General features: G+C 51.8%; 19 protein-coding genes. All 19 read right to left on the bottom strand.

Annotated features, from left to right (window positions below; translation table 11 throughout):
* Positions 1-7: 7 nt before the first annotated feature.
* The gene (locus tag ACTJJI_RS08845; RefSeq protein ID WP_440653656.1) at positions 8-1249 is read right to left on the bottom strand and encodes an O-antigen translocase; all 1242 of its coding nucleotides are present in this window, start codon (positions 1247-1249) and stop codon (positions 8-10) included.
* Between the two features lie 5 nt (positions 1250-1254).
* Positions 1255-2358 (bottom strand): DegT/DnrJ/EryC1/StrS family aminotransferase, encoded by a 1104-nt coding sequence (locus ACTJJI_RS08840; protein WP_097535674.1) that lies wholly within the window; start codon positions 2356-2358, stop codon positions 1255-1257.
* Positions 2358-2816, bottom strand: a complete 459-nt coding sequence (locus ACTJJI_RS08835; RefSeq protein WP_440653654.1) for an acyltransferase — start codon at positions 2814-2816, stop codon at positions 2358-2360. The genes ACTJJI_RS08840 and ACTJJI_RS08835 overlap by 1 nt, the downstream gene beginning before the upstream one ends.
* On the bottom strand, positions 2813-3208 hold the full coding sequence (locus ACTJJI_RS08830) for a sugar 3,4-ketoisomerase (protein WP_097535678.1): 396 nt from the start codon (positions 3206-3208) through the stop codon (positions 2813-2815). The genes ACTJJI_RS08835 and ACTJJI_RS08830 overlap by 4 nt, the downstream gene beginning before the upstream one ends.
* Complete coding sequence (gene rfbA / locus ACTJJI_RS08825) at positions 3198-4073, bottom strand: glucose-1-phosphate thymidylyltransferase RfbA (protein WP_097535681.1); 876 nt, start codon at positions 4071-4073, stop codon at positions 3198-3200. The genes ACTJJI_RS08830 and rfbA overlap by 11 nt, the downstream gene beginning before the upstream one ends.
* A 1-nt stretch (position 4074) precedes the next feature.
* On the bottom strand, positions 4075-5148 hold the full coding sequence (gene rfbB, locus ACTJJI_RS08820; RefSeq protein ID WP_409243491.1) for a dTDP-glucose 4,6-dehydratase: 1074 nt from the start codon (positions 5146-5148) through the stop codon (positions 4075-4077).
* Between the two features lie 372 nt (positions 5149-5520).
* Positions 5521-6417 (bottom strand): GalU regulator GalF, encoded by an 897-nt coding sequence (gene galF / locus ACTJJI_RS08815; protein ID WP_097535685.1) that lies wholly within the window; start codon positions 6415-6417, stop codon positions 5521-5523.
* Positions 6418-6632: 215 nt separating this feature from the next.
* A complete protein-coding gene (locus ACTJJI_RS08810; RefSeq protein WP_440653650.1) occupies positions 6633-7628 on the bottom strand; it encodes an NAD-dependent epimerase/dehydratase family protein in 996 nt (331 codons plus the stop codon).
* 182 nt (positions 7629-7810) lie between these two features.
* Positions 7811-9208: a colanic acid biosynthesis protein WcaM gene (wcaM, locus tag ACTJJI_RS08805; RefSeq protein ID WP_440653648.1), complete on the bottom strand. Its 1398-nt coding sequence runs from the start codon at positions 9206-9208 to the stop codon at positions 7811-7813.
* A gap of 12 nt (positions 9209-9220) precedes the next feature.
* Positions 9221-10441, bottom strand: coding sequence for a colanic acid biosynthesis glycosyltransferase WcaL (gene wcaL, locus ACTJJI_RS08800; RefSeq protein WP_046888355.1), 1221 nt, complete (start codon positions 10439-10441; stop codon positions 9221-9223).
* Positions 10438-11718, bottom strand: a complete 1281-nt coding sequence (gene wcaK, locus ACTJJI_RS08795) for a colanic acid biosynthesis pyruvyl transferase WcaK (RefSeq protein WP_021558691.1) — start codon at positions 11716-11718, stop codon at positions 10438-10440. Before wcaK ends, wcaL begins: the two co-directional genes overlap by 4 nt.
* A 17-nt stretch (positions 11719-11735) precedes the next feature.
* Positions 11736-13214 (bottom strand): colanic acid undecaprenyl disphosphate flippase WzxC, encoded by a 1479-nt coding sequence (gene wzxC / locus ACTJJI_RS08790; protein ID WP_057072532.1) that lies wholly within the window; start codon positions 13212-13214, stop codon positions 11736-11738.
* 1 nt (position 13215) lies between these two features.
* Positions 13216-14610 (bottom strand): undecaprenyl-phosphate glucose phosphotransferase, encoded by a 1395-nt coding sequence (wcaJ, locus tag ACTJJI_RS08785; protein ID WP_440653645.1) that lies wholly within the window; start codon positions 14608-14610, stop codon positions 13216-13218.
* Between the two features lie 46 nt (positions 14611-14656).
* Positions 14657-16027 (bottom strand): colanic acid biosynthesis phosphomannomutase CpsG, encoded by a 1371-nt coding sequence (gene cpsG, locus ACTJJI_RS08780; protein WP_440653872.1) that lies wholly within the window; start codon positions 16025-16027, stop codon positions 14657-14659.
* A gap of 110 nt (positions 16028-16137) precedes the next feature.
* Entirely contained in the window at positions 16138-17574 is a 1437-nt protein-coding gene (gene cpsB / locus ACTJJI_RS08775) for a mannose-1-phosphate guanyltransferase (protein ID WP_014832618.1), read from the bottom strand.
* 3 nt (positions 17575-17577) lie between these two features.
* The gene (gene wcaI / locus ACTJJI_RS08770) at positions 17578-18801 is read right to left on the bottom strand and encodes a colanic acid biosynthesis fucosyltransferase WcaI (protein ID WP_014832619.1); all 1224 of its coding nucleotides are present in this window, start codon (positions 18799-18801) and stop codon (positions 17578-17580) included.
* A complete protein-coding gene (locus tag ACTJJI_RS08765) occupies positions 18798-19277 on the bottom strand; it encodes a GDP-mannose mannosyl hydrolase (protein ID WP_013097873.1) in 480 nt (159 codons plus the stop codon). The genes wcaI and ACTJJI_RS08765 overlap by 4 nt, the downstream gene beginning before the upstream one ends.
* A 2-nt stretch (positions 19278-19279) precedes the next feature.
* On the bottom strand, positions 19280-20245 hold the full coding sequence (fcl, locus tag ACTJJI_RS08760; RefSeq protein ID WP_440653642.1) for a GDP-L-fucose synthase: 966 nt from the start codon (positions 20243-20245) through the stop codon (positions 19280-19282).
* 2 nt (positions 20246-20247) lie between these two features.
* Positions 20248-21369 carry a GDP-mannose 4,6-dehydratase gene (gene gmd / locus ACTJJI_RS08755; protein ID WP_003863514.1) on the bottom strand — a complete coding sequence of 374 codons (1122 nt, stop codon included), beginning with the start codon at positions 21367-21369 and terminating at the stop codon, positions 20248-20250.
* Position 21370 lies beyond the last annotated feature (1 nt).

Raw genomic sequence — 21370 nt, 5'->3', positions numbered from 1 at the left:
CCTCATATTACTTCGCAAATTTTTTCATATTGAACATCATGAAAATTAGATAAAAACCATATGCAAGTGTATAGGCTAAATTAGCGCCTTGGGCTCCCATCATGTTTATAAGGAATAGAGATAGCGCTACCCACACGAACGCAAAAGCAATCTCTGTTGAAACATACCACTTTACAGCAGCACGTGAAAGCATTGGATACGCATATATCCAACTCCAGATCTTCAGTACATCACCAACAAGTTGGATCATAAAAAGATCACGAGCTTTAGAAAACTCATTAGTGAATAGAATCTGGATAATCCAATCTCGTGTGAAATAAATACACAAAGACATAGCAATGATTACAGGAAGTATAACCAAAACAACGCTGTGTATTTCTTTTTGTATCTCATCGACACTCTTTAGCTTCGCTAACTTTGGCATAAAATAAGTACCAAGTGCCATTGTTACAACACTGAGATACACTTCAGAAATCTTCCAGACAGATTGCCATTGACCAGCCATATCCCAACCAGCTTCGGCGATGAGAATCTTTCTTATACACACCTGTGCTACTGGTAGTGTCAATGCTGATACCATTGCCATAGTAAGATATTTATTAATATCTGATCTTTGCTGTTTGGCTACTTTTCCCCAGAAATTACTTAACTTAAACCAGCTAAATTTCAAACAGCTAATGCCAAGTGTAACACCGAGTATCGCAGCCTGTAGCGAGGCTGCCATCAGGGCCCCCTGAACACCATATATTACGGTGAGCAGACACATTAATGCGAAAGAGCCAATTACTGAAATCATTCCAGTAAAAACAAATCTTTTATACTGTTGTAAACCGTTCAGGACAGAATTTAAAAGAGTGCCTAATAAGGAGAATGGAAGAAATAAGCCAATAAGTATGATATAGACAGTATAATCATTACTATCAAATACTAGCTTAGACAATAATGGAGAAAGGAGTATTATCGCAGGGCAAAGGGAAGCATAAATAATCAAGCCGACCTGCACCCCTCCCTTCCACCACATGGTAAATTTCTCGTCGGGATCATCAGAATGCTCAGATGTATAACGAACAATGCCACTGCTGACAGAAGCATTGATAACTCCGTTACAAATGGAGGCAAAACTTTGTAATTGTCCAAGCAGGGCCAAACCAGTAGGCCCTGTATAGACAGCAATAATTTTACTGATGATAAAGCCACAACACATTCGCAAGAGCGTTAGCATTCCTGAGAGAAATGTAACGGTTAACAATTTCCTCATAATGCAAAACTATTAATCGCGTCGGCTACTATTTTTGCATCGTCTAATGTCATTGTCGGTCCCATTGGAATGGAAAGAACTGTACGATGTATCTCTTCAGCAATCGGCAAAGACATATGTTCAAATTGCTTGTATGCCTGTTGTTTATGTGGCGGGATAGGATAATGAATTAAAGTTTGGATATTTTTATCTGTTAAATGTTTAGCTAAAGCCTCACGGTGCGCACAAGTGATCACAAAAAGATGCCAGACGTGCATTTCCTCTGAAACAACACGCGGAAGATTTACTAATGGATTGTTAATATTGCTTAAATAGAAATTGGCTATTTCTCTTCTTTTTATTACTTCAGTCTCTACTGAATCTAGCTTAACTGACAACAACGCAGCCTGCATTTCATCTAAGCGACTGTTCACACCTGTATAAAGATTTTCGTACTTTTTATGTGACCCATAGTTACGTAGCGCTAATAATATTTCAGCTAATTTGTCATCATTTGTTGTGATGGCACCAGCATCACCTAATGCGCCAATATTTTTCCCAGGATAGAAGCTAAAACCCGCTGCATCACCCCAGTTACCAGCCATAACCTTTTTTGACATTGCACCATGTGCCTGAGCGCAATCTTCAAGGATTAAGAGATTTTTCTGCTGAGCTAGCTCTTTAATATCTGCCATCTCACAGAGCTGGCCATAGAGATGAACTGGTAAAATAGCTTTTGTTCTTTCAGTTATTTTTTCTTTAATACCAGCTGCAGTAATATTAAAAGTTGAAGGGTCCGGTTCAACAAATACGGGAACAAGATTATTCTGGGTAATGGCAAGCACTGAAGCAATGTAAGTATTTGAAGGTACGAGCACTTCGTCACCTTCGCTGAGCAGACCTAGTTCTTTCCATGCTCGCAATACTAATATGAGCGCGTCAAGGCCATTTGCAACCCCAATGCAGTGCCTGGTACCGCAAAACTGTGCAAAACGTTGTTCAAAGGTGCTAAGCTCTTTGCCCATAATATACCAGCCAGAATCAAGCACACGCTCAAATGCTTGCATTAATTCTTCTTTATATTGCTGATTAATAGCTTTCAGATCCAGAAATGGCAACATTATTTGATTTCCTTAAGAATTTTTGCCGGATTACCTGCAACTACAGTAAAAGGTGCAACGTCCCTGGTGACTACTGCCCCGGCACCGACCATTGCACCTTCGCCAACAATAATCCCCGGCAAAATCGTTGCATTAGCACCAAGAGAAGCACCCTTTTTAATAGTCGTTTTTAGAAATTTTTCGGGGTACTGTTTAGAGCGAGGATGTTTATCATTAGTGAACGCGACACAAGGACCAATAAAAACATCATCCTCAATATTAATGCCATCCCACAAGAATACCCCTGATTTTACCGTAACGCGGTTCCCTATTTTGACATCATTTTCAATAAATGTATGAGCACAAATATTACATTCGTTTCCAATTACTGCTCCTGGCAAAATTACAGAATATTGCCAGATAGTTGTATCTTCTCCGATCTGAGTGGATTGCACGTCACTTAATTTATGGATTTTCATTCTACAGACTCCACAAACTCATCGTAATTACGGATATAGTCACTTTCGTTGTAGACATCACTGGCTAAAACTAAAAGAATACAATCATGGGAATAATCATACATCTCATGCCAGATGGAAGGTTCAATAAGTAATCCCAAGGCAGGATTATCCAGAAGAATATCAACCTTCTCTTTCCCGTCATCTAGCATAAAACGACAAGAACCACTTACCGGTATAGCAAGCTGTCTTAATTCCTTGTGAGCATGGTAGCCTCTGCGAACGTTAGTCTGGGTACCAAACATGTAATAAACACGTTTAATCTCAAACGGCACATTTTTAGTCTGCTCAAGTGCCACCAGCATGCCACGTTCATCATCATGCTTTTGTAATGGAATCAGTTCAACTTTCATGTTTCTTTACCAGATTAATAAGATATTTACCGTAATGGTTTTTCTCAATTTGTTTTCCAAGATGACATAACTCATCATCCGTTAGCCAGCCATTACGCCAGGCAATCTCTTCTGGACAGGCAACCATCATGCCCTGTCTTTTCTGAACAGTTTCAACGAAACTGCCAGCCTCAATAAGACTGTCGTGAGTGCCTGTATCAAGCCACGCAAATCCGCGGCCAAGTAATTCAACATTCAAAGCATTGTGTTTTAAATAAACCTCATTCACTGCTGTGATTTCTAATTCACCACGCGCTGAAGGCTTAATTTCTTTTGCAATTTCAATAACACTATTATCGTAAAAATAGAGACCTGTTACTGCCCAGTTTGATTTTGGCTTAACAGGTTTCTCTTCTATGCTGATCGCCCTGTAATTTTTATCAAAGGCCACAACCCCAAAACGTTCAGGGTCCATAACCTGATAACCGAAGATTGTCGCGCCGGAGTTTCTTTCCGCGGCTGCTTTCAATTTAGGTGTAAAACCTTGCCCAAAGAATATATTATCGCCAAGAACCAGGCAGATAGAATCATTACCAATGAATTGTTCTCCAATAATGAACGCCTGAGCTAAACCATCCGGGCTCGGTTGAACTGCATACTGAATCTCTACGCCCAGATGGTTACCATTACCAAGAAGACGCTGGAAACCAGCCTGATCTTCAGGTGTAGTAATGACCAGAATATCCTTTATACCAGCCAGCATCAGCACAGACAGGGGATAATAAATCATCGGTTTGTCGTAAACCGGAAGCAATTGCTTCGAAACCCCCATTGTAATTGGGTATAAACGAGTTCCCGAACCGCCAGCTAAAATAATTCCTTTCATATTAAATGATTCCCAGGCGCTCACGCTGATAGCTGCCATCCTGCACGCGGCGGCACCATTCAGCGTTGTTTAAATACCATTCGATAGTTTTTCGGATACCGCTTTCGAAAGTCTCTTGCGGTTCCCAGCCTAATTCTTCGGCGATCTTGTGGGCATCAATGGCATAGCGGCGATCGTGCCCCGGCCGATCTGTGACATATGTGATTTGATCACGATATGTTCCTTGTTTTGGTACGATTTCATCCAGCAGATCGCAAATAGTTCGCACCACATCAAGATTCCGCTTTTCGTTATGCCCACCAATATTATAGGTTTCGCCGGGTTTTCCTTTGGTCACCACGGTGTATAACGCGCGCGCATGATCTTCAACATATAGCCAGTCACGGATCTGATCGCCTTTGCCATAAATTGGCAACGCTTTACCATCCAGCGCGTTCAGAATCACGAGTGGAATCAGTTTTTCCGGAAAGTGGAATGGACCATAATTATTGGAACAGTTAGTTACAATTGTCGGGAAACCATAGGTACGTAGCCATGCCCGAACCAGATGGTCACTCGACGCTTTGGATGCGGAATAAGGACTACTTGGGGCATAAGCTGTCTTTTCTGTAAACAGCGGCAATTCAGCCGAAGCAGGATGCTCGTCAGGATGTGGCAGGTCACCATACACTTCGTCGGTCGAAATTTGGTGGAAACGGAACGAACTTTTTTCCGCCTCATTTAAGCCAGACCAATAGGCACGAGCGGCTTCCAGCAGTACATAAGTACCAACAATATTTGTTTCAATAAACGCAGCCGGGCCAGTGATTGAACGATCGACATGGCTTTCAGCAGCCAGATGCATCACCGCGTCTGGCTTATGCTCAGCAAAAATACGTTCCATCGCCTCTTTATCGCAAATATCTGCATGCTCAAAGGCATAACGAACGTTATCACTTACTTCTGCGAGCGATTCCAGGTTACCAGCATAGGTCAATTTATCAACATTGACGACTTCGTCCTGAGTATTTTTAATAATATGTCGCACCACCGCTGAGCCGATGAAACCGGCACCGCCCGTAACAAGAATTTTCACGTTAACTATTCCGTCTGAAGGATATTCGAGATATTGATGCTATGAGCCAGCCATATACAGCTGGCTCAGGAAATTTGCACGCTACCGCCCCTGGCTTAACAGCTACCAGTGTACTGAGCGAAGATAGAATGTCATATTTCTAGGGTCCGAATGTATCTGAACAAAAAATTGTCATCAGTTCATCACAAAACTGGCATTAATTGTCGTCCTAAACAACATCAGAAACAAGCACAAATCGCTACAAGCCAGCCAAAAAAAATACAGATAACCTCTTGTTATCTCAGCTTATTCATAAATACAAAAGCGGCGCCCCTCATTCTGGCTGTCTTATCTGCTCAGAAAGAGTGTTGCCGCTTTTGAAAAGCTCGTCTGTTATTCGCTAGTCAGCAGTTTCTGTATCCTGTCTCTGAACTTCTGCCCTTCCTTCAGGTTACGCAGCCCGTAGTTCACAAACGCCTGCATATAGCCCATTTTCTTGCCGCAGTCGTAGCTTTCGCCCGTCATCAGCATAGCGTCAACCGACTGTTTTTTCGCCAGTTCTGCAATCGCGTCGGTCAACTGAATACGCTGCCAGGCACCCGGCTCCGTCTTCTCCAGCTCCGCCCAAATATCCGCATTCAGAACATAACGGCCAACAGCCATCAGGTCGGAATCCAGCGTTTGTGGCTGATCAGGCTTTTCAATAAACTCAACGATACGGCTCACCTGCCCTTCTGTCTCGAGCGCTTCTTTCGTCTGAATAACAGAATACTCAGAAAGATCGCCCTTCATCCGCTTAGCCAGTACCTGGCTGCGACCGGTTTCATTGAAACGTGCAACCATCGCCGCCAGATTGTAACGCAACGGATCGGCCGAAGCGGTATCAATAATGATGTCAGGCAGAACAACGATAAACGGATTATCACCCACAACCGGGCGAGCACATAGAATGGAGTGCCCCAACCCCAGTGGCTGCGCCTGACGTACGTTCATGATGGTGACGCCAGGAGGACAAATGGACTGAACCTCAGCCAGAAGCTGACGTTTAACGCGCTGCTCAAGCAACGCTTCGAGTTCGTAAGAGGTGTCGAAGTGGTTCTCAACCGCATTCTTGGAAGAGTGGGTAACCAAGACGATTTCTTTGATCCCTGCAGCAACAATTTCGTCGACAATGTATTGAATCATCGGTTTATCGACGATTGGCAGCATCTCCTTAGGAATCGCTTTCGTTGCTGGCAGCATATGCATGCCCAAGCCTGCTACCGGAATGACGGCTTTTAAATTGATCATTATCTCTTCCACCTAAAAATGGTTGACGAAGTATAGACCTGACCAGGAAAAATGCCTGATAAATGAAGTCTACCGCGCCTAATGCAAATCACGTTTCAAGTCGAAACTCACCCTACTACACCTCATTACGCTTCAAGTGTGACCCAGAATTGTCGGAAACCCTACAGAGAAAAACGCAAAACGCCCCGTTTCCGACTAATCGTAGCCATCAAAAGTTATTCAGAGACAAACGTGATGTCATCTTTCTTTTCATGGACAAACTCATATTTCAGCGTACGGTCCAGTCCCTGAGATAAGGTGTAAGGCGCATTAAAACCAGAAGTATGTACTTTAGTTGCGTCGAACTGAGTGGTGGCGCAGAATTTTTTCACACGCACGGAGCTGATTGCGTATTTTTTACCCGTCACTTTACTGAGAAGATCAAAGCAATAGCCACCTAGCATACCGAGCGGATAAGGAAGATGGACAGAAGGGATTTTCTTGTTAAGACTTTTTTCGACTTCAGCAACCAACTGATTCATATTCAGGTCTGGTTTGTCGACGTAGTTATACACATCGTAACCCGGTTTAACAGTGGTCAATTTGAACTTGATAAACTCAACAATATTTCCCACGTAAGCCATTGATTTATAGTTAGTACCCGCGCCAACCATAGCAAATTTCCCCCTCGCAATTTGCTTCAGGAGGTTGTAAACATTACCGCGATTACGCTCACCAAAGATGACCGTTGGACGAATAATCGTCAGAGAGCGATCCTGTGGGGCTTTGTTGAACCACTCGCGCAGCACTTCTTCAGCCTGCCATTTACTTTTGCCATAGTGGTTAAAGGGATCGTACGGGTGAGATTCGTCAGGGTTCACCTTATTGAGGCCATACACGGCAACTGAACTGGTAAAAATAATATTTTTAACATTATTTTTTTCCATTGCTTCCAGTACGTTACGCGTACCCTGCACGTTTACATCATAGTAAAGCGACGTTGGGCTTACATCATCACGGTGTTCAGCGGCGAGGAGAACCACTGTATCGAAACCGGCTAATGCTTGATCGAGCTGATCCTGATTACGAACATCGCCAGAAACGGTAATGTCGGGATAGAAATGACTTTGCTGCTTATCGAAGTTAGTGACATCAAACGCTGTCTGCGAAACTTCAATCAAACGGGTCCCAACGAAACCAGACGCGCCAATAAACAAAACTTTATCGTTCATACACCACTCAATGCGTTATGTGTGTTGGGAAAACCTCTGGCGATCGCTATCTTCCCTGAGGTATCGCTAATGATTAGACAAATATTGCAAAATAGTGGCATTGATTATAAACCCTAAATTTACTGAATTCAGTAACAAATTTTAGTGAATGTCTCAGACTTCTCGACGCAAGCCTAGGATACTTACTCCACTTTGGAGGGCAGCGCAAAATTCAGCCGTTCCGTATTCACCACATGCTGATCCACCCGGTCAATATCCACCGAGCTCTGCCCCTTCTCATTCACTGCTTTGATGTTTGCCAGCGACAGCAACGTCTCGTCTTTCGCCATGAATTTACCCCGTACATCCTTACGCAGGTCAAAGTTCAGCTTGAGGGCCGGCCCGATTGCCGCTTCCTGCATCACATTGATATTGCGTAAGAAAAGATGCTGAGGTTTGTTATGCAACTCTAGCGTCGCGCGCTGCATCTCGACGTTGGTGATGGCCACAAACGAGGTCGCGTTACCGGATGAAATTTGTATGCCGCGCAGCTTATAGGCAAGCTGGCTATTATTCAGACGAATATCGTTAAGCTTGAAGTTCTGCGGAATCGACAGGTAGTCACCTTTAATCACACCGTAACCGATTAACATTCCGGCACTATTGACCATATCGACATTATCAATAACGAAATTATCACAGCCATAAATTGCTACCGTGGCATTGTCTATTCCCGCCTTTTTACTGAAATCAGGCGTAATATTTTTGGCCTTAATATTGCGGATAATAAAGTGTTTACCGTTCTCAACGTGGACCAACTGGCGGCAGTTGCTGCCGGTGATATTGGCAACCACAAAGTTCTTCACGGTCTGCTTTTCCGGGTAGTCGTTGTCGTAGGTACTGCCTGCAAGGCCAATACCAATCCCCCAGTTAATCTTCCCGTTGGTGCAGTTGATGTTGTCGATCACATGGTCGGAGATCAGGATATTTCGATCATTGATGGCCACGTTCCACTCGATCGCATCGCCCTGCAGATGGCTGAATGTGCTGTTGGTGATGCGGGCGCCGTCCACCTGGTTATGAAACCCCTGGCGCAGAATGGCGTAATTGGCCTGGCTCACACGGATGTTATCAATGACCAGATTACGCATCACGCTGGGCTTTTTGCCGCCGATGTAGATTTGCGTTACCGGGCCAAATCCGCTCATCGCCAGCCCTTTGATCACACAGTCTGAGCCGCGAACGTCAAGGGTGATATTTTCGGTACGGCCTTCGCCCTCACCGATGACTTTGCTGCCCTCCTGCAGGACAAAGCGCCCCCGGCCATTGCCGGTTAACGCCCCACGAATCAGCAGCGTTTTGCCGTCAGGAATGAAAATGCCCGTGTTGATGTTTTTGCAGGTGAGCCCTGCAGGGACAACGACGGTGTCGCCTTCGCTAAACGCCTGCTTAAAGGCGGCGATCCAGTCGTTGTTGTTGTATTGATTAACAGAGACCGTCTTGCCGGTTGCCGCCCGCGCAACGCGGGACGACAGCAGCGGCATTGCCGCAAGGACGGACAGAGAAGAGACAAAGCTGCGTCGGGTAATCTTTTTCAGCATACAACCTCGGCGTTACAACGTTTGCAGCAGGCTCGCTAACTGGCGATTGATCACCTGCTGGTTAAAATCTGCCTCGACTTTTTGTCGGGCATTGTGCAGCACGGGCTCCAGCGTCTGCTGGTCGATATCGCTAAACGCGGCCAGCCGATCGGCCAGGGCCATGGCGTTATTTTCGGGGACCAGCCAGCCGGAATGGTCAGACTTGATCAGCTCCGGGATCCCGCTGTGCAGGGTCGATACCACCGGGATCCCCACCGCCATCGCTTCCATCAGCGCCACCGGAATGCCTTCCATGTCGCCATCGGCACCGGTAACGGACGGCAGCAGAAACACGTCGGCTTCATCGAGCATGGCCTTCACCTCGTGGCTCGGCTTAAAGCCCGGCATCTCCACGTGCGCTTCCAACTGATATTGTTCAATCAGCGTACGCAGACGTCGTTCCCACGGGCCGATACCCAGAATGCGATAGTGGAAATCCACGCCGCGCGCCTTTAACTGACGGCAGGCTTCAATCGCCACATGCAGCCCTTTCTTCTCGGTCAGTCGGGCAACGGAGATAATCTGCAGCGGTTTACCCGGCACCTTGACCGGACGACGAGTAAAGCGCGCCAAATCCACGCCCATCCGCGAAACGGTGATTTTCTCGCCCGGGCAGCCCATGTTTTTGAGGCGTCCGGCCCACAGATCGCTGATGGGCAGCATCATGTCGCCGCGCTGGAACAGCTGCTGATACTCTGGGGTGTAATGGTTCAGCACCTCACGGCTGGAGATATCGATACCGTGGAAGATCGTGGCGATCTTCCCGTCAATGACCCCCAGCTCGCGCAGCTTGGCTGCGGTCACTCCCGCAGGGCCAAAGTGGGCGATAAACACATCAGCACGGTACGGCTGCGCCGTTTGCCCGCAGATGGCCGACAGGATCAGATTGCGCGACTCCGCGCCATAGCGGGAGATATTCAGCGCACGCCAGGTTGACGCGCGATGGAGCCCGCGTAAGGTCTGGCTGGCACGGTAGCGCAGTTTGTTCACTTTTCCGGAGGGCTCATCCTGCAGCCAGCGGGTTTTCGCCTCCAGCCCATACTGGGTATACGCCGCATGGGTGTTTTGTGTATCGCCCTTTTGCAGGGCGATAATTTCCACGTCATATCCCATATCGATAAACGCGGTGATTTGATTGAGTACAAAAGTTTCAGACGACAGTGGAAATTTCAGTAAGAAGAAACCAACCTTCATTTCCCCTCCCGCACGCGGTCAAGCACCGATTTCACCATCCCCATGCCCTTTTCGCGCTCGGCTTTCACCGCCACGGCCAGGCGCTCATTGACGGCGGGCAGTTGCCCAAGGGTGTCGCCCACCATTGCGCCGAGCGAGCCATCCAGCAGATGACGGATATCCACGGCCATTTCCGGCATCCCCAGTTGCTGCATAATCCCGGCAGATTTGTGCTCATAGTTAATGGCAATGGCCGGCGTGCCGAAGTTCATCGAGATGATGGCAGAGTGCAGACGAGTACCCACGGTCAGGTCACAGGCGGAGAGCAGTTTGCCCATCTCCAGATCGTTCAGTTCGTCCATTACCACGTGATACCGGGACGGATCGTTCACCAGATGACGCAGGTTCAGCGCCACCATGCGATCATCCTTGTTGTAGCTATCGATACCAGTACAGGTGGAGAGCGCCAGCACCTGATAACCGCTGTCCAGCACGCGGTTAACGACCTCGGCAAAGGCCTTCTCGTAGGCGGCCTGAGTCGTACCTAAACGTTTATCAAAAGGCGCCAGCTCGCGCAGGGTAATGGCGACAGTTTTCTGTTTCGCCGCCACGTCCAGCCAGTGTTGCACCGCGTAGCTCGGCTGGAAGCTGTCGTCCTGGTGATCCACCAGCCACGCAGTATCCACCCCGTGCTCGACTTTCGAGGTGTCGATCTCGCTGCGCTTCATCATGTCGAGGCTGACTGACTCACGCAAAATCAGGGCATCGCAGTGGCCAAAAACATAGTTTGCCAGTTGGTTGAACTGAGGTTCCTGGAATGGCCCGACGCTGTGACCAATCATAAACAGCGGCTTCTTCGCCATAAAGGTGCAGAGGGCGTGCTCAAACTGCGGCACGCCGTAGAGATCGACAAAGAACGAACCGCCCACCTGAATGATGGCGTCATAGCCGGAAAGCAAACGCACAAAATCGGTAAAGCCCTGCGCGATGGCGATGTTGCGCAGCTTGCCGGTGTCGGTTACGCGAGAAAGCAGCACCTGATGCTGGTAGCGGCGACGCAACACTTTCTTCACGCGCCCCATTACGCCCGCAGCGTTATTATGCTGTTTCATCTGGCTGTAGAGCGGGTCGCCCATCACCGGGCGGTTCAGTAACCAGGATGAGCTGACCGGGTAACGGCTCATCACGTCCACTTCTGTCTCAGGCTTAAGGGTGTTAATTGCATCCAGTAAACCGCGCAGGATGGCGCTGTCGCCACGGTTGCCGCAGGTATGGTTGCCAAGAATTAATAATTTCATAATGGCCTCTTAAATAACTAGCCTGCGCGAAGCAGCGTTTTCATTTTTTCGTTACGGCAAAACTGGCGCTTCATCTCCACCACCAGCGCATTGCGTGACAGCACAATCATCACCCCAAACGCCAGCGCGCCCGCGGCAACCTGCACTGCCAGCAGCGCGGCCAGGGGCAAATGGCCCTTCAGGAGCACGCCCAGACCGTAGCTCACCACCAGGGTCGGCAGGGAGAGATAAAACGGCAGCCACAGGCTCAGGATGTACTGACGGTAGCTGGAGCCCAGCACCGGCTTGATCATGATGAAGTAGCTCAGCACGGTGTTGATGATTTGCACCAGCAGAAAGCCCAGCGTGACGCCAATGGCGCCCGCCATGTGTCCGCCGACGATAATTGCCGGAATAAACAGGAAGGTTTTAAACACATTGAACTTAAAGCTGATATCCACGCGCGCTTTCGCCATCAGCAGGGAGCCAATCGGGTTCCCCACGGAGCGCAGCAGCCCCACCACGCAGAGCAACTGCAGGATCGGAATGATGCTGTTCCATTTCTCGCCAAACACCAGCGGCACAAAGTTACTCGACACCACCATCAGACCCAGCAGTACCGGGAAGTTAATAATGCCGACCACGGATAGCAGCTTGTAGAAGTTGACGCGCAGCTTTTCAGTGTCGTCCTGAATCTTGGCGAACGCCGGAAACAGCACGCGGGTGATAATTGGGTTGAGCTTCATCGGCGGGACGACCGCAACGTTGTAGGCCAGGTTATAGCCCCCCGCGACGCTCGCCCCCAGAATGCGCGCCAGCACCAGCGTGGAAAGGTTGGTATTGACGTAGTTGATGATGCTGTCGGCCGTCAGCCAGGCGCCAAAACGCAGGTTCGAGGAGACGGACGCCAGGGAGAAATGCAGCCCCGGGCGGTAGATCTTGCGGCCAAAGTAGCCGAACAGCAGCGTGCGCACGGCAGAGTTCACCAGATACCCGAGAATGGCGGTCATGGCCAGCGGCCAGAAATGGGCGCTCACCACCGTGAAGGTAAAGCCCGCCAGCACGGCGCTGGTTTCAATCATGCCGATCTTGTTGAACTCCAGCTCTTTTTGCATCAGCGCGCGGAACTGCTGCCCGTGCGGGATCACCACAAAGGCAAACGACAGCGTGCGCATCAGCGGGGCCAGATCCGGGTTGTGCAGCACGCTGGCGATCACATCGCTCAGCAGGAACACCAGCACAAAAACAAACATCCCCAGCCCGACGTTCAGCCAGTAGAGCGTGGTCAGCTCCAGCTGGCTAATCTCTTTGCGCTGGATAATCGAGTTGGCGATACCGAAGTCAGACAGCGTGTCGGCCAGCGCGATAATCACCAGCGAGACGGTCAGCAGACCGAACTGGTGGTTATCGATAATGCGCGCCAGCACGGTCATCTGCACCAGACCCAGGCCAATGATGACGATAGTCGCCATCGCTGACCACTTGGCGCCGCTGATGGTTTTTTCACGTAAGCTCATCTTAGTACGCCGCTTTGTTCACGAAACCTTTGAAGATGGTCAGAAAGACGATTTTGATATCGAACCAGAGGCTCCACTCACGGATGTACTCCAGGTCGAACTCAACGCGTTTTTCCATTTTTTCCAGCGTGTCGGTTTCACCGCGCCAGCCGTTAATTTGCGCCCAGCCGGTAATGCCTGGCTTCACTTTATGGCGCAGCATGTAACCTTCAATCAGCGAACGGTACTGCTCGTTATGGGCGACCGCATGCGGACGTGGCCCGACAATCGACATACCGCCAGTAAAGACGTTGATAAACTGCGGCAGCTCGTCCAGCGAGGTGCGGCGCAGGAAATTCCCCACGCGGGTCACGCGCGGATCGTTCTGCGTTGCCTGCGTCACCACTTTGTCGTTCTCCATCACCTTCATGGAGCGGAATTTCCACACCATGATCGGCTTACCGTCCATGCCGTAGCGCGTCTGACGGAAGATCACCGGTCCGGGAGAGCTCAGCTTCACCGCCAGCGCAATGCAGCACAGCACCGGGGAGATCAGCAGAAGGATCAGCGAGGAGAGCACGATATCTTCCAGACGCTTCAGCACGCGGTTAATACCTGACAGCGGCGTGTCATACAGCGGCACCACCGGCACACCATTCACCTCTTCAATACGGGAATGGAGAATGTTGAAGGTAAAGACGTCCGGAATGAGGATCACGGAACAGGTGGTGTCCGCCAGGTCGCGCATCAGTTTCTTAATGCGGGATTCCTCTTTCATCTGCATGGCAATGTAGACGTTGTGAATTTTGCCCGCTTTCGCATCGTCAATCAGCTGGTCGTAGTTGCCCGCCCAGTCCGACGGCACGCCACCCGGTTTCGCGTCGTGGTAGATGCCCACCACTTCAAAACCTAACCACGGCTCTTTGCGGAAGCTATCAAGCAGCACCTGCCCCACCGGCAGATCGCCCGCCACGGCGACGTAGCGGCGGTTATAACCACGGTTACGCAGCCAGCCCGCGCCAAAGCGGATCAGCGAGCGGCAAACCACCATGCCGACACTGGTCAACAGATACCAGCACAGATACGTCACCAGACGATTATCAAAATCATGGCTGAACGCCACCAGGCCCGCGCTGAAGATCAGGCTTAAGGTCCAGTTCTGCAGCAACAGCATCAGTTCGGTGGTCATCTTGACGCCACGCCACGAACGATAGAAATCCGTCATCCCGCCGATCATCTGAAACACGACCAGCGCAATCAGTGCCATCAGCAGATGCATGTATAAGAACGATTGCCCGCTGATCCAACACACCGCCCACAATCCGCCGACCATGATGGTGATATCAGAAAAACGCTGCACCATAGAGATTAACGATGCATTCGTTCTCGCTCGTTCGCGCTTTTTTAGATTCGTCATCGTTGTTCCTGTATTCGGTTTCCCCTCCCACCGGGAGGGGCAAATATTACTGATTCAACAGCGCCAGAATGTCCTTCGTTCGGGCTTCCATCAGCGCGGTGTCGGCGCGTGATTCCACGTTCAGGCGCACTACCGGCTCGGTATTGGACGAGCGCAGGTTAAAGCGCCACTGCGGGAACGACATGCTGATACCGTCGGTACGGTCAATTTCCAGCGCGTGGATAGCAAAGTGCTGCTCCACGCGGGCAATGGCCTCAGCAGGCTGCGCCAGTTTGCTGTTGATCTCTCCACTTGCCGGGAAGGCTGCCATACGGTCACGCACCAGCTCGCCCAGCGTCTGCCCTTTCAGGCACAGCAGCTCGGTCACCAGCAGCCACGGGATCATCCCGCTATCGCAGTAGGCAAAATCACGGAAGTAGTGATGGGCGCTCATCTCGCCGCCATAGATGGCGTCTTCTTCGCGCATACGCTCTTTAATAAACGCATGACCGGTTTTGGACATCACCGGCGTGCCGCCTGCTGCAGATACCACGTCAACGGTGTTCCAGGAAAGGCGTGGGTCATGAATGATCTTCGCCCCCGGATTTTTTTCGAGGAACGCTTCCGCCAGCAGGCCGACAATGTAATAGCCTTCGATGAACTGCCCTTTCTCATCGAACAGGAAGCAGCGGTCGAAATCGCCGTCAAAGGCGATACCCATATCCGCACCGTGTTCAATCACCGCATTGCGGGTGTCGTCGCGGCACTCTGGCAGCAGCGGGTTCGGGATACCGTTCGGGAAGTTGCCGTCCGGGGTGTTGTGTACCTTGACGAAGGTCACCGGCACGTTCAGCGCCTTGAAGCGGGCTTCCAGGGCATCTACCATCGGGCCCGCCGCGCCGTTACCGGAGTTGATGACCAGCTTCAACGGCTTAAGGTTCGCCACGTTGATGTAGCCCAGTAGGTGGTCGATGTACTCTTTACGCAGATCGATCTGCTTGTAGCTGCCGCGTGCAGACTCGTTCACCGGCGGGAAGTCGTTGGCTTCCGCCAGACGTTGCACGTCGCGCAGGCCGGTGTCGCCGCTGATAGGGCGCGCACCCTTGCGCACCAGCTTCATGCCGTTGTAATCCATCGGGTTATGGCTGGCCGTGACTTCAATCCCGCCGTCCACGCCCAGGTGGAAGGTGGCAAAATAGATCTCTTCGGTACCGGAAAGGCCGATATCCAGCACGTCCACGCCCGCGTCCTGCAGCCCTTTCGCCAGCGCCAGCTTCAGGGATTCGCTGGTCAGACGCACGTCACCGCCCAGCACGATAGTTTTCGGTTTCAGGTATTCGCCGTACGCGCGGCCGATGCGCCACGCAATGTCTTCATTCAGCTCTTCACCCAGCTTGCCGCGAATATCGTAGGCTTTAAAACAGGTTAACTTTTCCATCATGACCCCTTTTTCAGGCAACAGTTGGCCCGCCCAATTAACAGGCAAAATATTTTTTATTCATTCGTAGGCCCGGTAAGCACAGCGCCACCGGGCATGATGCGAAGCGGTTACACCCGACCGTAGCGGTCCTGGAAACGGACAATATCGTCCTCTTCCAGATATGAGCCGGAGCGCACTTCAATTAAATCGAGAGGTATCTTCCCTGGGTTTTCCAGACAGTGTGTCGCCCCCAGCGGAATATAAATTGACTCGTTTTCACCGAGCAGTTTCACTTCACCGTCGATAGTGACTTTGGCGGTACCCGCCACCACCACCCAGTGCTCAGCGCGATGGTGATGCATCTGTACCGATAACCCCTCACCCGGCTTCACGGTAATGCGCTTCACCTGGTAACGTTCGCCCGCATCGATGGAGTCGTATTTGCCCCACGGGCGGTACACTTCGCGGTGAATATGGTGCTCGTGGCGACCGTCGGCTTTGATCTTCTCCACCACTTTTTTAACGTCCTGCACGGCGTTACGGTCGGCAATCAGCACGGCGTCTTTGGTCTGGACGACCACCAGATCCTTCACCCCCACCGTGGTCACAAGGCCGGATTCGGCGTAGACGTAGCTGTTCTCGGTTTTGTGGCTAATCACATCACCGTGATGGACGTTACCCTCCGGGGTATGGGCGCTGATCTCCCACAGGGATGACCAGGAGCCAACATCGCTCCAGCCTGCATCCATCGGCACCACGACGGCATCCGCCGTGCGCTCCATCACCGCATAGTCAATGGACTCTTCCGGGCAGGCAAGGAACGCGGCTTCGTCGACGCGAATAAAGTCGAGATCCGGATCCACCACGTTCATGGCTTTCTCGCAGGCGCTCAGGATATCCGGACGATACTTTTGCAGTTCTTCCAGATAGCGACCTGCGCGGAACAGGAACATGCCGCTGTTCCAGTAGTATTCACCGCTGGCAACGTAGGCCTGCGCGGTTTCCAGATTCGGTTTCTCAACGAACTGCGCCACGTCAAACGCCACGCTGTCGCCTTCGCCCGGCGTCACGCTGCCGCGGCGGATATAGCCATAGCCGGTTTCTGGCAGATCCGGCACGATGCCGAAGGTCACCAGCTTGCCGCTTTCTGCGTAAGGAATGGCCGCCCGCACTGCGTCGCGGAACGCCTCTTCCTGCTGGATGACGTGGTCTGCCGCCAGCACCAGCATCAGCGGATCGCAATCCGGGCTGCTGCGTTTTGCCGCCAGCGCCGCCAGGGCAATGGCTGGGGCGGTATTTCGTCCGGCAGGCTCCAGAATGATGTTTTCTGTGAGTTTGTTCAGCTGGCGCAGCTGCTCGGCAACAATAAAGCGGTGCTGTTCGTTACAAATCACCACCGGGCTTTCACACTCCACACCCTGCAGACGATTAACCGTCGTTTGCAGCATGGTGAGATCCCCTTTCAGGCAGAGGAACTGTTTTGGATAGAGCACGCGGGACAGCGGCCACAACCGGCTACCAGAGCCACCTGCCATCACAACCGGATACAACGTGGTTTGACTCATGATTTATCCCCGTATATCTGCAATAAATTGGCTCAGCACGTTCTCTTTCTCGAGCGTGCGTTCGGCATATTCACGTGCCACCGTGTTCACTTTTGGCATGGCGAGTGCCTGTTCAATTCCGGTCACCAGCGCCGGAACCGATTCCGGCTCCACGCAAACGGCGATCCCCGGGTAGCTGTCACACAGCTGGCCTAATTCGGTTTCGGCTTCTGCCGTGATTACGGCGTTCCCGCCCACGGCCAGAATGTTGGTCAGCTTGGACGGCAGCACCGCATCCGCCGCGCCGCGCTTTTGCACCACCAGATGGCAGTCACCCATCTTCAGCAGCGCAGGCAGCGCCTCGTAAGACTGAAGCGGGAAGAATTTCACGTTAGTCAGGCCGCGTTCGCTTGCCATCTTTTCCAGCCGCGCTTTTCCGCCGCCCTGACCAACAATCACAAACATCCACGGATGTTCGCTAAGCTGTTGAGCCGCCTCGATAACGTTCTCCAGCCCCTGCTTTTCGCCGATGTTGCCTGAATAAAGAATGATTTTTTGGTCATCAGGCAAACCGAGCTCTGCGCGAAGCGCCTGCGCGTCGCTGTCTGTCACGTCGCGGAAACGGGCCACTTCGGACCAGTTCGGGAAAAAGATCACCTTTTCCGGCGCGACGCCCTTCTCCTGCGCTTTGTTCATCATCGAGCGCGAGATGGTGGAGACATAATCCACGTTATGCAGACCGCTACGCTCAAAAGCACTGGCGAGTTTCGCCACTTTGCCGCCCTTGCCTTTACCTGCCATCCCCAGGCCCAGCATGGCGTCAACTTCATAATCCTGAATATGCAGCAACGTGCGCGCTCCGGAGAGCTTACCCAGCAGGCGCATGCCCGGCGTGCAGAACAGCGTCGGCACCACGCCGATGATGCGATCCGGCTTCCAGCGACGCTGCGCCATCAGCGGAAAGAAACTGCTCAGGGCAAAGCTGCCCAGATGAATTAAACGTTTCAGCGTCGAGGGCTGCTTCGGCACGTACAGCGGGCAACGCCAGACGGTCGCCGCACCCTCTTCGCGGCGATAGCGCCAGCTGGAGTAGCGCTCGCCCACTTTCCATTCCGGGTAGTACGGCGGCGCGGTAATGACCCGCACGTCATGTCCCTGGCTCGCCATCCACTCGACCATCTCGCCGGTGTATTTCCCGATACCGGTTAATTCCGGCGAGTAGTTGATTCCATATACGAGGATCTTCATAGTCCCGGCACCTCAGACTGACGATCGGCCAGGAAATAGGCACGACTGTTGTCATGCACATTGTCGCTGGCCAGCAGCGCCTCTGGCGTCTGCCAGCGATAGTCGTCATGCTGAGAATCAGGCAGACGCAGGTCTGCCTCACTCACCTTCAGGCGGAACCCCAGCACGATGTAGTGCGTGGTGAAGCCGGTGCCTGAAAAGTTATCGTCATAGAAGTGCTGCCAGACCCCGTAAAACTGGCCTGCTGCCATCGGCAGTTGCAGACCCAGTTCCGCCAGAGTGAGACGCTCAAACGCGTTGGCCAGCGTCTCATCCTTCTGCACGCGCCCGCCGGGCACGAACCAGAAGCCCTGAGCAGGACGATTGGTTCGTTTCCCCAGCAAGAACTCGCCGCGTTCGTTCTCCACGATCAAATCAATTGAGATGAGCGGAGTGGAGCGCACTACCGTGGCAAAATCTTCCTGACTTAAAAACATTGTTACCCCCGGAAGCGGTGCTGATTTTCCAGGAACCACTGGTAGGTACTTGCCAGCCCTTGTTCCAGCGACACCTCGTGATACCAGCCCAGCTGATGCAGACGGGTGACGTCCAGCAGTTTGCGCGGCGTGCCGTCCGGTTTGGTGGCGTCAAACACCACGCGGCCCTTGTAGCCCACCACCTGAGCGATGGTCTGCGCCAGCTCGCGAATGGTGCAATCCACGCCGGTGCCAACGTTGATGTGCGACAGCATCGGCTCGGTGTTCTCCTGCCACACCTCGCGATCCAGCTCCATCACGTGAATGCTGGCCGCGGCCATGTCATCCACGTGCAGGAATTCGCGCATCGGCGTGCCGCTGCCCCACACCACCACATCCGGTGCGTTCTCGGCGGTCGCCTCGTGGAAACGGCGCAGCAGCGCCGGGATCACGTGCGAGTTGCTCGGGTGGAAGTTATCGTGCGGCCCGTACAGGTTGGTCGGCATCACCGAGCGATAGTCACGGTTGTACTGACGGTTGTAGGACTCGCACAGCTTGATCCCGGCAATTTTGGCAATCGCGTAAGGCTCGTTGGTTGCTTCCAGCGTCCCCTGCAGCAGTTCGCACTCGGCGATCGGCTGTTTCGCCATTTTCGGGTAGATACAGGATGAGCCAAGGAACAACAGCTTGTTCACGTTGTGCAGATGCGCCGCGTGAATGATGTTGCTCTCAATCATCATGTTCTCGTAGATGAAATCTGCCGGGTAGGTGTTGTTGGCGACAATGCCGCCCACTTTTGCCGCCGCCAGATACACCTGATCGATACGTTCATTGGCAAAGAAGTCCTGTACCGCACGGCTATCGAGCAGATTCAGCTCGTCGCGGGTACGGACAACCACTTCCACGTCACCGCGCTGCTCCAGCTGGCGAACAATCGCGGAACCCACCATTCCGCGATGACCGGCGACAAAAATACGTTGTTTTGTCATTCTCAGGACTCCAGCGCGATGGCAACCTCGTAGCCATGAGACTTGAGCAGGGAGTGTTTTTTCGCTGCTTCAAGATCTTTGGCTACCATCTCAGAGACCATCTCCTGCAGAGTGGTTTCTGGTTTCCAGCCCAGTTTCTCGTGCGCTTTGGTTGGGTCGCCCAGCAGGGTTTCCACTTCCGCAGGACGGAAGTAACGCGGGTCAACCTGCACAATCACATCACCTGGTTTCACGCCCGGTGCGTCATGGCCGGTCACAGAGACAACGATACCCTTCTCTTCCACGCCGGTGCCTTCGAAGCGCAGTTTGATACCCAGCTGCGCGGCAGCCATTTCCACGAACTGACGGACGGAGTACTGCACACCGGTCGCAATCACGAAGTCTTCTGGCTGCTCCTGCTGCAGCATCATCCACTGCATCTTCACGTAGTCTTTGGCATGGCCCCAGTCACGCAGGGAGTCCATGTTGCCGAGGTGCAGGCAGGATTCCAGACCCTGAGCGATGTTGGCGATAGCGCGGGTAATTTTACGGGTCACGAAGGTTTCGCCACGACGTGGGGATTCGTGGTTGAACAGAATGCCGTTACAGGCGTACATGCCGTAAGATTCACGGTAGTTTACGGTGATCCAGTAGGCATACAGTTTGGCTACCGCGTAAGGAGAACGTGGGTAGAACGGGGTGGTCTCTTTCTGCGGGATTTCCTGCACCAGACCATACAGTTCAGAGGTCGATGCCTGGTAGAAACGGGTTTTCTTCTCAAGGCCGAGGAAACGAATCGCTTCCAGCAGACGCAGCGTACCCATGGCGTCAACGTCAGCGGTGTATTCCGGGGATTCGAAAGAAACCGCAACGTGGCTCATCGCGCCCAGGTTGTAAACTTCATCCGGCTGTACTTCCTGCAGGATGCGGGTCAGGTTGGAAGTATCGGTCAGGTCGCCGTAGTGCAGATGGAATTTCGGGTTCGCCGCATGCGGATCCTGGTAAATATGATCCACACGTTCCGTGTTGAAAGAAGAAGCACGACGTTTAATACCGTGAACTTCATAACCTTTTTCCAGCAGCAACTCTGCCAGGTAAGAACCATCCTGCCCGGTAACGCCGGTGATGAGAGCGACTTTAGACATG

It is taken from the genome of Enterobacter sp. 22466, from assembly GCF_052044775.1.
Taxonomy (GTDB): domain Bacteria; phylum Pseudomonadota; class Gammaproteobacteria; order Enterobacterales; family Enterobacteriaceae; genus Enterobacter; species Enterobacter dissolvens.
This window is presented reverse-complemented; position numbering and strand designations above follow the sequence as displayed.